This is a genomic window from Scytonema sp. UIC 10036, from assembly GCF_009725235.1.
In genome coordinates, this window is the sequence record NZ_WJFC01000069.1 from 15,896 (window position 1) to 29,471 (window position 13,576).

Consider the following 13,576-nt stretch of genomic DNA (forward strand, 5'->3'; position numbering starts at 1 on the left):
TACAGTACATAAGTCGTAAAAGTAACAAAAAAGCTATGGTTCTCATTAGATTTTTTTATAGGAATTTGATTAAAGCGGCGAAGATTCAGAACTAGAACCACTCATTTCCACCCATTGCTTAATGAGTGCATATAAAATATAACGTATTGTAACTTGTTTCTGAGCGCAGAGCAATTTGAACTGAAGCTTTAAAGATTTTGGGACATATGCTTTAACATCCTCAGAGTCTTGGTTAAACAAATCAATGAAGGATTTAGCAACAGGCGCATCTGCTTGTATCCATCGCCCAATCAAATCCTCCAATACCTCACTCATCTCCAATTCTTTCTGTACACAGAGAACCTTGAACTGAAGTTTTAAAGTTTTTGGTATAGCTCCCTTGACAACTACAGTTTCTTCACTATTTTTTTTTAGCCACAAACTCATAAATTATGGTACACTTTTTAGTTAAGACATTTGCTTTGGTATTTTAGTACTCCTAGATAATTCATGAGCGAAAAAATCCGGTAACTTCTAAGAAACTGGGTTTCTGAGAGCGAGATTTTTTACAACTCAAGTAGGATTGCTATAGCTCTTTGCTTTTTAATACCAAAGCTAAATACCAAATGCATTCGATAAATACTTTGCAGTAAATACGTATTTAAGGCAGAAACAACTTCAATTTTGGGATTGTTAACCTGCTAAAAGTGGTTTTTGTCCATGTCTTGTTTTGCCTAACACTCCTATTTATTGAATAATTCAATCTAATATTATGGAGTTTGAAAATTTTGAACAGTTAAGAACGGTAAATTAAGGCGAAACTTAATGTGTATTTTAAAAAAATGCCAGTATACAAACGTAATATAAAGATAAATTAATATAATTCAACCTACTGAATGAGTTCGTGTTGCATATTAGATGGTTAATAACTTCACACAAAGACGTAAAGAATCAGGTTAGCGTCTTTGTATGAGATTTAAAGAAAAAGCATTACACAAGCGTGCAAAACTTGAACGGTTTATCAACGGTGGTTGTCAAACTAACGAGCCTACAGTAGAAGGCGTAGCGTTAGCCTTCACAACTTTTGCCAAAGTATCGTCAGTTTTTGCAACAAAACCATGGCTGCTACCAGTTACCAAAGCTATTTTACCTTCAAGCTTCATCTGTCTCTAAGTTGTGAAACTATTCATGATTTTCTTCCTGCTCAAGCCGCAAAAAACGTGCTGCGGCCCGGTCTACTAGCCATAGCAGCGACCCTTGTTTTGGACGGATAATCTGAGCGGGGAAGCGATCGGGCTCCGGGTTATCCTCCAAGACAGCTCGCAGGGTTTCGGCCTTTTCCGACCCACTGACGAGAAAGATCGTGCATAAGGCATTGTTCAGCGCTGGTGGTGTCAGGGTAACCCGGTAGGTATTCTGCTTTTCTACCCAGGAAGCAGCGACGAGATGTGTTTGTTCGTGAATGACATTGGTTCCTGGGAAGAGGGAGGCGGTGTGTCCATCTGGTCCCATTCCTAAAAGCACCAAGTCAAAGCGCGGCCACTTCCCCTCACACAATTTAAAGAAATGCCGTACTTAGCGCCTTTGCGACGGCAGGCGCTTCAACTGGTGGTAACCAGAGCAACGCGCTGCCTCGTCTTTGCGTGAGTTTTATTTAGGGTATATAAGCGGACGTGATATCACTTCCTGTCATGATGTAAGAAATTTTTTGATAGACTAAATAACTTCTCCGTAAATATCCATGATGGAGCTGAACAACCGCAGTGCATCAGATTTGGGACGCTGGAATGAATTGCGTCCGATAATCGAGCCAAACCCACCGCCATTATGAATAGAGCGGATCTCATTGAGTATTGTTTCATCGCTTTCGGTTGGACCACCAGAGAAAATGACAATGCGCCGTCCATTAAAAGTACACTGTACTACGTGACGTACCCGCTCAGTGAGCGTCCCAATTGGAATTTGCTCTTTTTCGTAAACTTTACGTGCCGCCTCTTGCTCAATGTGTGCGCTTGGCAGCTTGACCTTGATGATATGTGCGCCAAGTTGAGCAGCAATCTGTGCGGAATAACCAGTAACGTCAATCGCGGTTTCACCCTTTTTGCTCAAACCTGCCCCACGGGCATAAGCCCAAATGACTACCACCAAGCCACAGCGCTTTGCTTCCTCAGCGTAGGCGCGGATCTGCTGATACATCTCCATCCGATGTGCCGAACCAGGGTAGATAGTAAAGCCGATGCCCACACACCCCAAGCGTAGCGCATCTTCCACACTGCCAGTCAAAGCCTGGTTCGGGTCTTGTTCATCGTGGAGGACATCGTGGTCGTTAACTTTGAGAAGCAGGGGGATCTCGCCAGCAAACTCCCGTGCCCCTGCCTCCAAAAAACCTAAGGGGGCAGCATAGGCGTTACAGCCAGCCTCGATTGCCAGTTCAAAGTGATAGCGGGGGTCGTAAGCAGGTGGGTTAGAAGCAAAACTACGCGCAGGCCCATGTTCAAAGCCTTGATCCACTGGTAGGATTACTAGCTTACCAGTACCTGCAAGTTTGCCGTGGTTGAGCAGTCGGGACAAGTTGGTCAGTGTCCCCGGATTGTCGCTGCCATACCAACTGAGGATTTCTTGCACATGTTTGCTCATCTTGTTTCTCCCATCTGATAAAGTTCGCCTGAGGTATGAGCCGAGATTTGGCTGCCCAAAATGTAGCGTTCTACTGCGTTGGCAAAGCCTTCGTCTTCGTTGGAGGTCGTCACATATTTGGCGGCGTGTTGCACATCCAGACTGGCATTGCCCATCGCGATGCTCAGGCCGCTTTTGGAGAACATTGGCACATCGTTGGGCATATCCCCGATAGTTGCAATCTCTTGAGTGGGAATTGCCAGCATTTGTGAGAGCCGCTCGACCACAAACCCTTTGTTAGCACGTGGGTGGGTTACATCGAGGTAATAAGGTTGGCTGCGAGCAGCAGAGACCTGGTCAGAGCCACCTGAACTTGCACCAGCTTCGCAGCACACCCGATCTCTAAACTCCCTCTGGGTGTCAGCTTCGCACCGCGCCACTGCCTCTAGGTCGTCGCTGACGCCAACAATCTTTGCCACATTATCAAGTAAGTTATTAAATGTTGGCACGACTATTGGTGGGAACTTGATTGTCCATTCTTCGCGGTCAACGTGGGGGGCGTGGCGATCGCGCACAAACCAGTCGCGATCGCTATAGAGCCAAACGTCTAGACCATGGGAATCAATAATCTCAACAACACGCTTGGCGATCGACGCGTTCAGGAGATTCTGCTCAACGATCGATAAATCTGGACGCAGGAACACCGCACCGTTGAAAGCAGCAATGGGTGCTGTCAAGGCGAGATCGTCGATGAGTGTTTTCATGCCTCGGGGTGGACGCCCGCTTGTAATTGTGAATGCGATGTCCGCCGCGTACAACTTACGCACCGCATTTCGCGCCCGCTCAGTCAGCACCTTCTGTTTCGTGACAAGGGTACCATCCACATCAGCAACCAGCAGTGAGACTTTCGGTGGTATTGACGAGGTATTTTTGTTACTTATTATAGTCATAATCTATGTCCTACAAGGGACAAATTGGTCTGTGTCGGTTTAACCTGGGTGTAGGCAGCCCGAAGCGCAGCGCCTAGCAGTGCCGCCTTATCATTCAATGTCGCCTGCTAGAATCATGGGTCAATCCTCCGCCACTGCCGACCATCGCGCTCTAGCAAGTCGAAAGCTTCTTTCGGACCCCAAGTACCTGCTGCATAGTTGGGGAAACTACGCGGGGGTAAGGCTTTCCAGACATCCAGAATTGGTGTTACCACACTCCACCCAAGTTCAACGTTGTCGGCTCGCTGGAATAGAGTGGCGTCGCCGATCGTGCAGTCGTAGAGCAGCGTCTCATAGCCAGTACTCGGCTGAGTGCCAAAGTAGTCAGCGTATTCAAAATCCATCTTCACCGCACCCATGCGTATGGAAGGACCAGGAACTTTAGCACCAAACTGCAAACTGATGCCTTCGTTGGGCTGGATGCGTAAAACTAGAAAATTCGGTGTCAATTGCTCGACAGGTGTCTGACGGAACAGTAAAAACGGTACGTGCTTGAACTGAATGGCAATTTCAGTCACGCGATTGGGTAGAACTTTGCCAGTACGCAGATAAAAAGGTACACCAGCCCAACGCCAGTTGTCAAGCATCAGCTTTAGCGCTACAAAGGTTTCAGTACCGGAATCAGGAGCAACGCGCGGCTCAGCGCGGTAAGCAGGAACTGACGAGCCTTTCACCGTGCCTGCACCATATTGACCGCGTACTGTCTGGGTAAGAACTTCTTCTGGGCTCAACGGTTGGATTGCCCGCAACAGTTTAGACTTCTCATCCCGCACTGCATCGGCTTCAAACGAAAGCGGCGGCTCCATTGCTATCAGCGCCAGCAACTGAAACATATGGTTTTGCACCATGTCCCGCAACGCACCTGCTTCTTCATAGTAGCCGCCCCTGCCTTCTACGCCAACACTCTCAGCAACCGTAATTTGCACGTGATCGATGTAACGACGGTTCCAGACAGGCTCAAATAAACCGTTACCGAATCGAAAGACTAAGATGTTCTGCACCGTCTCTTTACCGAGGTAGTGATCGATACGATAAACTTGGCTTTCTTTCAACACGGCACTGATATTTTTATTAAGAGCGCGAGCCGAATCAAAATCATGCCCAAAGGGCTTCTCAATAATCACTCGCCGCCAAGTATTTTCTTCTTCACGAGTTAGCCCAGCAGTCCCAAGTTGCCACATAATATCGTTAAAGAAGTTGGGCGCTGTCGCTAGATAGTATAAGTAATTGCCACGCGTGCCGCATTCTTGGTCTACAGTAGCCAGTAGATCCTGCAACTGCTCGTAAGTGCTGGGGTCTTGAAAGTCACCCGACAGATAGTAGAGGTGCTTTTCAAACGAATCCCAAAGGTGTGTGTCAACTGAAGTGGTCGCAAATTCATGAATCTCCCGACTCATTTTCTGGCGGAAGTCATCGCTGCTCATTTGGGCACGAGCCACTCCCACAACGGCAAACTCTTTAGGTAATAAGTTACTTTGTGCTAAGTTGTAAAGTGCTGGAATTAACTTGCGCTTGGTCAAATCTCCAGCAGCGCCAAAGATTATCATTACGCAGGGGTCACCGCGCCGATCCAGCCGTTCATCAGTCATGTTCATTGTTTTTACCCCGTCATGGCTTTATCTTTCTCAATGCTTAGCCTCAATACGCTTCTTATCTGCCTTTATGCTCTATGTGTCCGCCGAACTTTTGCCGCATCGCTGATAGAATCTTCTCGGCAAAAGTGTGTTCTTGGCGCGAGCGGAAGCGGGTGTAGAGTGACGCTGACAGCACATCAGCAGGTACGGCTGACTCTATCGCTGCCATAATTGTCCAGCGCCCTTCGCCAGAGTCCTGCACAAAGCCTGTATAATCGGAAAGAGTTGGGTTTTCGGCTAGAGCCATCGCCGCTAGGTCTAGTAGCCACGAGCCCACAACGCTGCCTCGACGCCAGACTTCGGCAATGTCTGCCACATTAAGGTCATAGCGGTAAGCCTCGGACAGTTCTTGCGAGTTGGCATTACGGAAGATATCGAAGCCTTCGGCGTAGGCTTGCATTAGGGCATACTCAATGCCGTTGTGAACCATCTTGACAAAATGTCCGGCACCGCTTGAACCACAGTGCAAGTAGCCAGCCTCTGCAGTGCTGCTTAGTTTTTCGCGTCCCGGCGTGCGGGAAATGTCACCCCGTCCGGGAGCAATAGTTTTGAAAATTGGATCTAGATGTTCAACACTCCCTTTTCCGCCACCAATCATGAGGCAGTAACCTCGTTCTAATCCCCACACTCCGCCACTGGTTCCCACATCGACATAGTTGATTCCCATATTTTGCAGAATCTTGGCACGGCGCACATCGTCTTTATAGTAGGAATTACCACCATCAATGATGATATCATCTGGCTCCATCTTCTGTGCTAGCTCCATGACGATTTGCTCTGTTGCGTCACCGGCTGGTACCATTACCCAAGCTACACGGGGTTTAGTCAATTGATTGACAAAATCGTCCAAGGAAGTTGTCCCTTGTGCCCCTTCACTTTCTAACTGCTTCACTTTGTCGGGTGTCCGGTTATATACGATACACTCGTGTCCGTCTCGTAGCAGCCGCCGGACTATATTTGCGCCCATGCGCCCCAGACCAATCATGCCTAGTTGCATGTTATTTCTCCAATTGAATTGTGTAATTTAGAGCAAAACTTGCTTGATTGCTGTTTGTAAAGTCGTTAAACCTGCTTGCACATCCGAACCCAAATGCACTCGCAAAGCCCGTCGCGATCGCTCTGCCAAAACTTGAAAGTCGCCGCGTGCTTGAGCCGCTTTGACTACACCAAAGCTATATTTCTGTCCGGGCACAGGCAAATCAACTGTAGAATCGCAAGTAATTTGCAAAAAGACACCAGTATTCGGTCCGCCCTTATAAGCCTGCCCCGTAGAGTGTAAAAAGCGGGGACCGAAGCCCAAACAAGTTGCTACTTGCTTTGCATCGCGAACAGCTTGCCGGATTGCTTGTAGGTGCGCTTGATGTGGGTCATTCATCTCAACATAAGCCAGCAGAGCAAAGTAATCACTAACTTGGATGCGGTTTAGGTGTGCCCGCAAATAGCCCACCAGTGAGCGATCGCCTGTTGCTTCAAGGAGTGCTGCTGCATTCTTCTGGTCTGTGAACAACTGAATACCGTTTTCTGCTAAAATCGGCGTTTCTGCTGGGAATGCACCCGTCTGTTCATACTCGGACGTCAACTGTCGCGTGGCGATTTTGCTTGCTTCTACATCTGGCTGGTTAAAGGCGTTAATCCCAATAATCGATCCTGCAACGGCAGTGGCGATTTCCCAACGGAAAAACTCCTGACCTAATTGATAGGGGTCTCGTATTAGGATGCGTACTATCGGCTGCCCTGCTTGTTCCAAGGCATCTACTGCTGCATCCTGACTTGGATCTGGGGCTGACTCCAGCCTCACGTAGACAAACAAGCGATCGCTGCCGTAGACCAGAGGCTTCCCTAAGGGTTCCTGGTCAATAGGAATCAATCCCTTGCCATCCTTGCCTGTTGACTCAGCCAGCAACTGCTCCAACCACGCCCCCAAGTCCGAGATACCGGGCGAGGTAATGAAGGTGACTTTGTCCCGACCCTGGTTTGCAAGCACCCCCAAAATTGTTCCCAGAACGACACCGGGATTGTCTGAGGCTGGGACGGTTGCAGCGCAAGAGTGTACCATTTCCTCAGTATAGTCCAAGAATTTTGCTACATCCACTCCCGTAATCGCTGCAGGCACTAAGCCGAAATGTGACAGGGCAGAATACCTCCCGCCGATACTGGGTAAGCCAAAGAAAATGTTACGGAAGCCGTCACTTTCTGCCACCTGCTGGAGTTTCGATCCCGGATCGGTGATAGCAATAAAGCGTTTGCTTGCTTCTTCAGCACCAAGGACTTTCTGTACCCGGTCAAAGAAATACTGCTTGAAGATATTCGGCTCTAAAGTACCACCCGACTTACTAGACACGATAAACAGGGTGTTGGTCAAGTCTACTTTATTCTCAACCGCCTTAATCTGGTCTGGATCTGTCGAGTCCAATACCTGTAATTCAGGGTAACCAAGTATTTTCCCAAAAGTGAGCTTCATCACTTCAGGGCACAGGCTAGACCCGCCCATTCCTAGTAGCAGTGCGTGCTTAAAACCCGCACTCTTCACTTCTTCGGCAAGTTTTTTAAGGTGGTCAATGTGCGCCAGTTGGTCTTCAGTGATGCCGAGCCAGCCAAGCCAACGATTCTCATCCGTACCTGTCCAGAGCGAAGCGTCCTGCGCCCACAATCGCCGCACCTTACCGTTAACAAGCCAATCTTTGAGAGATGCTTGAACGCTCTTGGCGAGATCCTCTGGCAAATAATAACTTTGTCGATCTAGGTTTGTGCCTAGCACCGCTTCACGCTTTTTCTCTACGGCACTTAACAACTTGTCAAACGCTTCAATAAATAGCTGTACCCCCTCCGTCAATAACTGCTTTGTAACATCCTGCATTGAGATGTTGACGCGAGAGAGGGTTTCCATTATGTCATGCGCTTCTTCTAAATGCTCTTTCAAGCTGGCACGCGGCTGTCCGCGATCGCGAAACGCCTCAAACGTTGCTGGAGGAATCGTGTTCACTGTATCCGCACCAATGAGTTCCTCCACGTAAATCACGTCGCGGTATAAGGGGTTCTTCGTGCTGGTACTAGCCCACAAGAGTCGTTGCGTTTGTGCACCTTTATCGGCTAACGCCTGCCATTGATCGCTCTGATAGATTTCCTGATAGCGTTGATAAGTCAGTTTAGCATTGGCAATAGCAACTTTGCCAATGACGGTGCGTAAGGACGCCTCTTCACTTGCACTGGTAGCTGTCTTAATACGGGCGGTGGCGATCGCATCAATCGCAGTATCAATGCGGCTGATGAAGAAGCTAGCAACGCTGGCTACCTGACTCACGTCCCCACCTTGCGCTGCAAACGCTTCTAAACCGCTGATGTAAGCATTCGCGACCAGCTCGTAGGTTTCTTGGGAGAATAGCAGCGTGACGTTAACGTTGATGCCCTCGCTAATCAGTTGCTCGATAGCAGGAATGCCTGCAGGCGTTGCGGGTACTTTAATCATTACGTTTTCTCGTCCGACCACTTGCCAGAGTCGCCGCGCTTCCGCGATCGTTCCTTGCGTGTCGCGAGCAAGGTACGGTGATACTTCCAAGCTGACGTAGCCGTCACGCTTTTTCGTTTGCTCATAGACAGGCCGCAAGACATCAGCAGTGTCTTGAATATCGCTAATCGCCAATTGCTCATAGAGCGACATAGCGTCCATGTCTTGCTGCTGCTCAAGTGCAATCAGTGCATCATTATAGTCAGTACTGCCAGCAATGGCTTTCTCGAAAATGGCAGGGTTGGACGTGACACCACGCAATCCATCCTCATCCATCAAGCGTTGCAGTTCACCACTAGTAATCAAGCTGCGTCGAATATAGTCTAGCCAGACAGACTGCCCGTAATTTTGCAGGGTTTGCAAAGGATTCACAATTGCGTTTTTAAAAGCATTGATTAACGTTATTTGCATTACAGGTTCTCAATATGTTTTGCCAGTTACGGTGTTTTCCGCAGCAACAACCTTTAAAGGGGGTGAAGCCAAAGTAGCTTGGTCGTTTCCTCAGAGTTGAAGTTCCGAAGATATACGTTCAATGTGCGAGCTATTGTTGCCGACATACTGACCCCAACCAGAGGTAAAGGCTAGTTCGACACAGATTTAGACGCTACTGAGGAAGTTAACTCTGTGATTAAAGTTTTCACCTTTAAAAAAGGTTTCACCAGTTAAAATCCCTAAGTTAAGGACAAACTTAAATTCTGCTGTAAGAGAACTCCACAAAAAAAATGATCCTATGGCAAGCCTAGTTGAGCAAAAATTTCAACAAACCATTTTTTAAGTTCTGGGAGACGGTTGATTTGTTTTTCAACTTCAGCCATTACTTCTTCTGTAAGTTTAACCCCAGTAGAGTAAACTTTTGTGACCAATTCAACAACCGGATTTTGACCTTTAAAAGTAAGAGATCTAGCATGATAAAGCACTGATTCAACGGTATCAAGTAAGCTACTATTCCAATATTTCTCTAGCCAACCAAAACTACGTTCTGCGGGGTTATATTTGCTATGATAAGGAGGATAGCAAGGTAACCGTTCAGGGGGGTAAAAGGGCGATCGCATTAAAATTTAAAAAACACCAAAAAACAAGTAAAAACCTTGTTGGTAAACATATACATATGAACTAATATAGTCAAAGTATTGCTGACTAAAAATTAAGATGACAAGAAGATTAATCAAAAATTTAATTATTAAAAAAAGCCAATTATTTAACTAGGAAGCCAGAGTTTATCCTCAGTAACATTAACCTATTTTTCTATTAGTATAAGCACAATAAAAATTTAATAACGCTCTATTCCTGCTAAAACTTTTTCTAAATATTTGTTATCCCAGCCTGCGAGATTTCGTTTACGTTGAACTCCAGCCTTGACGGTTTTTTCTTGATTTAAAAGATTCAAGGCAATATGTCTAACAATAGCTAAATTTTGGGGAGCATTGTCTTTTCTGTTATGTAATTTTTTGCGGTCTATCCTAGGGTCATCAATATCGCTAAAGTGCGAGTCTATTGTAATTTGAGGTTTCAGTTTCATAATTATTATTTTTTGTATGAAATTACTTTAAATCTTCAAATGATATGGAAGTTGAGTATAATTTTGATATCAGTTTAGCAACCGTTTGACGAGCTGATTTTTTCACTATCTCTGTTCCCGTGGCACGATCGTTTCATGTGCTCAAACTTGACAATGAATTAATCACACAATCATTTTCACTCCTACACGGAGACTAAATCAACTTATAACAATTTATGAGAATAACTATCTCCATTTATTTGATTCGGGTATGGGTTGCGATCGCGAAAACCAGCGATCGCAACCCATACCCGAATATTGATGAGTGTCACATATTCATTTTCGGGAATTTCTAATTTTGACACAAAATCAAATTTGGCTTCAGCATTAAGTCTAAAAGCTACTTCTATGGTACTTTCCAATTCTTTTTATCACTCCAATATGGTTGTTTTTCACGCCGCCCAATCCAATTGTCTTTTCGTAATAATTTCATTACTAAATCTCTGACCAGCATCCTTATTCATATCTACGTATTTTTGTCAAGCTCATTTTTGACAAGTTTTAATTTGTTTGCCCTAGGGTCTAATACTATCTAATTTCTCACGTGGTTCAATAATTGTACCGCTGACCCGACCGATCGTATAAAATAGTATTGGAAATTTTATCTGAAAAACAGGAAGAGAAATGTACTCAGAGCGGGTAGCTTCTTACAAACGACTAGAGGATTTACGAAGGTCAAAACTACTAGTTTATATAACGGGAGATCGACCAGGTTTGGAAACACAAATTAATCACGAGGTTCTCGATTATTTTTCCGATCATTTAGAGAAGTTCGCTTCCCAGAAAAAAATCAGTTTGTATTTATATAGTACTGGAGGTGATATCTTAGCCGGATGGAGTATTGTTAACTTAATTCGACAATTTTGTGATGAATTTGAAGTAATAGTTCCCTCAAAAGCCAGAAGTACGGCTACGTTAATTACTCTGGGTGCCGAAAGAATTGTTATGACCAAACAGGCAACACTTGGACCGATAGATCCAAGTGTTACTATTCCTCTCAAGTCTCAGATTTCTGATACTCTAGAGAGGGCTAAATTTCCAATAAGTGTGGAGGCTGTTGCCGGTTACCTTAACTTGGCAACAGCCGAACTAAATATAAAAAATGAGCAACTCCTAACAAGCATACTTTTAAAACTATCAGACTTAATTCATCCTCTAGCACTAGGTCAGATTTATCGGACAAGATTACAAATACAAGTCCTTGCTGAAAAACTCTTGAAAACTCACCTAGATGACGAGAATCAAATCGAAAAAATTATCTCTTTTCTCTCTAGCAAATCAGGCAGTCATGACTACACTATTTATAGAAAACAAGCGGCATCTGAGTTGCATATGCCTATAGAAGAATCTGATGATGAATTAGACAGGATTATCAAAAATATTTACAATGATTTTAGAATAGAGCTAGAGCTCAATTCAAGATATAGTCCAAATATATTTCTTGGGGATAATGAGAAAAAAGAGTATTCGTTTACTAGAGCGGCTCTTGAGAGTATCAGCGGTGGCTCTCACAAATTTTTAAGCCAGGGCGTATTAGAAAAATTACAATTGCCAGCAAAAGCAGAACCGCTTAAGGAAATCAACGATAAAAAAATCTTTGAAGGATGGAAACATGAACAATAATCGTCTTGAACCCTCCTTCCGCACCCTAAGTGTCACAAATGTCCCGAAGGGACGAGAGCGCTAAAGCCCAATCGCACAACTCACCAGACATAAATACTCGGCTATACTCGCAATTTGCCATCATGCTTGTTCTTTTGCCGATGAGATCTGCTGATACTCCTGTTCGTACAGCTGAAGACAAAACTGCACGATTTCCAGATTCCTGGCGTTGGCTTGGCTGTTGACGATAGATGATAGCTCACCCATCTGTAGCGCCAATTCGGCTAGCCGATCGCAAATCAGACCAAGGCGAGGCAAATCACGGGTGGTGCGCTCCTGACCTGCGTAATACAAGTTGTATTCCTGGATGAGTGCGTTAGCTGCCGTTCCCAAACTGGCGATGCGTTCAGCTACGGAAGAAGCCTGATGCTCCAGTTCAACCATTCCCATCTCTCGGCGCAGGGAAATGAGATTTTCTGCGACTAGCTGAAGGTTAGTGGCGCGCACACCTCCGTCTTCTAGTGCGTCGAAGGCTGGGTCGGACAACTCGTCGTGAATTTCCTGCAAGTTGTCGATCGCTCGTTGCAGTAACCTTGGTCGGCGCGACAGGCGAGGGTGTCCGGCAAAGTGTCCCCGGTAAACGGCGAATTGCTCATTGATGCGGTCGGCTAGATATGCGGTGCTTTCTCTGAGGATTTGCGAACCTCGGGTAGCAACAATCGCCTCCCCTTCGCCCTCGAACAGCGCCAGATCCGCATTGATGCGCGTTTGGAGTGCGGAAATCCGCTCCTGTACTATCGTCTCTATTGTCTCTGCGCTTTCCCAAAGGGCATCGACACGTTCCTTGAGGTTTAGCAGATGAGCAATGAACTCGTCTAACTGCCTGAGATCTCGTGTAGCTCTGGTTTTAAGTGCGAAGTGGCGATTGTAACGAGCGACGATGCAATAAAATTCACGCTGTAAGGCGAAGATGCGATCGGATTGCTCAACCGACTCGGTTGTTGTTTTGGAGATAGTAGCATTAGATTGGGAAAGTTCTTTCATAATTTTCCAGATAGTTATTACCAACTCGTCTTAGCTCGCATTGCAGATTCAATCGCTGTCTTCCAGCTGTTGGGGTCGCCAACTAGCCAAGCCGCAGCATCTGTTGTCCCTGTTGCAGTTTGAAACTCGACTTTTAGCTCTTGACGACCGAGAACCCGCTTGCCAAGGTGAGAATCGACCAGAGAGACGGCTTGAATCTCCACTAGGGGAATGCGGATTTCTTCTCGCGTGATGAACTGACTGAACCATAGCTCCTCCCGCGTTAAGGCTAACACGCCATTGCCACGGATTTGACCGCGACCACGCGATTGGAAACCAAAAAAGTTGGCGGTTGTCTCCGATTGCAATATTTGGTCATCGGTGAAGCGTTCGTGTAGGCGCTGCTGACCAAACTTTTGCATACCCTTGAAAAACACTGAGAACAACAGCCAAAGACTGATGCCCACAATCAGCATGACCCCTGTGGCGATCGCCAATCCTAACGTTAATCCGTCCATAAGCTTTACCCGATCTCTGTTCAAAACTGTACCAATTAAATTCGCATCCAGCACCTGAAAGTGTCACATTTAAAGTTTTGGGGGACTGGGGACTGGAAAGAGTTTTCTGACAAAGTTTAAATATTCCCAATCACCAATCCCTAAAAAATCGA

At 46.0% G+C, this 13,576-nt stretch carries 13 protein-coding genes and 1 pseudogene; 2 read left to right on the forward strand and 12 right to left on the reverse strand.

Translation table 11 applies throughout. From position 1 onward, the window contains the following. Window positions 1-69 precede the first annotated feature (69 nt). Window positions 70-426, reverse strand: a complete 357-nt coding sequence (locus F7734_RS28470; protein WP_155747956.1) for a hypothetical protein — start codon at window positions 424-426, stop codon at window positions 70-72. Window positions 427-948: 522 nt separating this feature from the next. Between F7734_RS28470 and F7734_RS28475 the strand changes: the two genes are divergently transcribed. Beyond that, window positions 949-1,152 (forward strand): hypothetical protein, encoded by a 204-nt coding sequence (locus F7734_RS28475; protein WP_155747957.1) that lies wholly within the window; start codon window positions 949-951, stop codon window positions 1,150-1,152. 9 nt (window positions 1,153-1,161) lie between these two features. Here the strand turns inward: F7734_RS28475 and F7734_RS28480 are convergent, their stop codons facing one another. From F7734_RS28480 to F7734_RS28520, 9 genes and pseudogenes are all read right to left on the reverse strand, one after another. Next, window positions 1,162-1,536: a 6-phosphogluconolactonase gene (locus tag F7734_RS28480; RefSeq protein WP_279239777.1), complete on the reverse strand. Its 375-nt coding sequence runs from the start codon at window positions 1,534-1,536 to the stop codon at window positions 1,162-1,164. Between the two features lie 159 nt (window positions 1,537-1,695). Further along, window positions 1,696-2,616 (reverse strand): class I fructose-bisphosphate aldolase, encoded by a 921-nt coding sequence (locus F7734_RS28485; protein ID WP_155747958.1) that lies wholly within the window; start codon window positions 2,614-2,616, stop codon window positions 1,696-1,698. Continuing rightward, entirely contained in the window at window positions 2,613-3,545 is a 933-nt protein-coding gene (locus tag F7734_RS28490; RefSeq protein WP_155747959.1) for a Cof-type HAD-IIB family hydrolase, read from the reverse strand. Before F7734_RS28490 ends, F7734_RS28485 begins: the two co-directional genes overlap by 4 nt. Window positions 3,546-3,658: 113 nt before the next feature. Further along, window positions 3,659-5,173 carry a glucose-6-phosphate dehydrogenase gene (gene zwf, locus F7734_RS28495; protein WP_155747982.1) on the reverse strand — a complete coding sequence of 505 codons (1,515 nt, stop codon included), beginning with the start codon at window positions 5,171-5,173 and terminating at the stop codon, window positions 3,659-3,661. A 61-nt stretch (window positions 5,174-5,234) separates the two neighbouring features. Next, window positions 5,235-6,215: a phosphogluconate dehydrogenase (NAD(+)-dependent, decarboxylating) gene (gnd, locus tag F7734_RS28500; RefSeq protein WP_155747960.1), complete on the reverse strand. Its 981-nt coding sequence runs from the start codon at window positions 6,213-6,215 to the stop codon at window positions 5,235-5,237. Between the two features lie 27 nt (window positions 6,216-6,242). Continuing rightward, a complete protein-coding gene (locus tag F7734_RS28505) occupies window positions 6,243-9,134 on the reverse strand; it encodes a bifunctional transaldolase/phosoglucose isomerase (RefSeq protein WP_155747961.1) in 2,892 nt (963 codons plus the stop codon). A gap of 317 nt (window positions 9,135-9,451) precedes the next feature. Continuing rightward, the gene (locus tag F7734_RS28510) at window positions 9,452-9,775 is read right to left on the reverse strand and encodes a hypothetical protein (protein WP_243147143.1); all 324 of its coding nucleotides are present in this window, start codon (window positions 9,773-9,775) and stop codon (window positions 9,452-9,454) included. A 218-nt stretch (window positions 9,776-9,993) separates the two neighbouring features. Beyond that, a pseudogene (locus F7734_RS28515) lies at window positions 9,994-10,158 on the reverse strand (ISAs1 family transposase); the annotation flags it as partial. A 287-nt stretch (window positions 10,159-10,445) separates the two neighbouring features. Further along, window positions 10,446-10,643: a hypothetical protein gene (locus F7734_RS28520; RefSeq protein ID WP_155747963.1), complete on the reverse strand. Its 198-nt coding sequence runs from the start codon at window positions 10,641-10,643 to the stop codon at window positions 10,446-10,448. A 352-nt stretch (window positions 10,644-10,995) separates the two neighbouring features. On the opposite strand from F7734_RS28520, the gene F7734_RS28525 reads away from it, so the two are divergent. Continuing rightward, window positions 10,996-11,904, forward strand: a complete 909-nt coding sequence (locus tag F7734_RS28525; RefSeq protein ID WP_207714233.1) for an ATP-dependent Clp protease proteolytic subunit — start codon at window positions 10,996-10,998, stop codon at window positions 11,902-11,904. Window positions 11,905-12,024: 120 nt separating this feature from the next. On the opposite strand, the gene F7734_RS28530 is transcribed toward F7734_RS28525, so the two are convergent. Further along, window positions 12,025-12,927, reverse strand: a complete 903-nt coding sequence (locus F7734_RS28530; RefSeq protein ID WP_155747965.1) for a hypothetical protein — start codon at window positions 12,925-12,927, stop codon at window positions 12,025-12,027. 17 nt (window positions 12,928-12,944) lie between these two features. After that, window positions 12,945-13,424 carry a hypothetical protein gene (locus F7734_RS28535; protein ID WP_155747966.1) on the reverse strand — a complete coding sequence of 160 codons (480 nt, stop codon included), beginning with the start codon at window positions 13,422-13,424 and terminating at the stop codon, window positions 12,945-12,947. Between the last annotated feature and the right edge of the window lie 152 nt (window positions 13,425-13,576).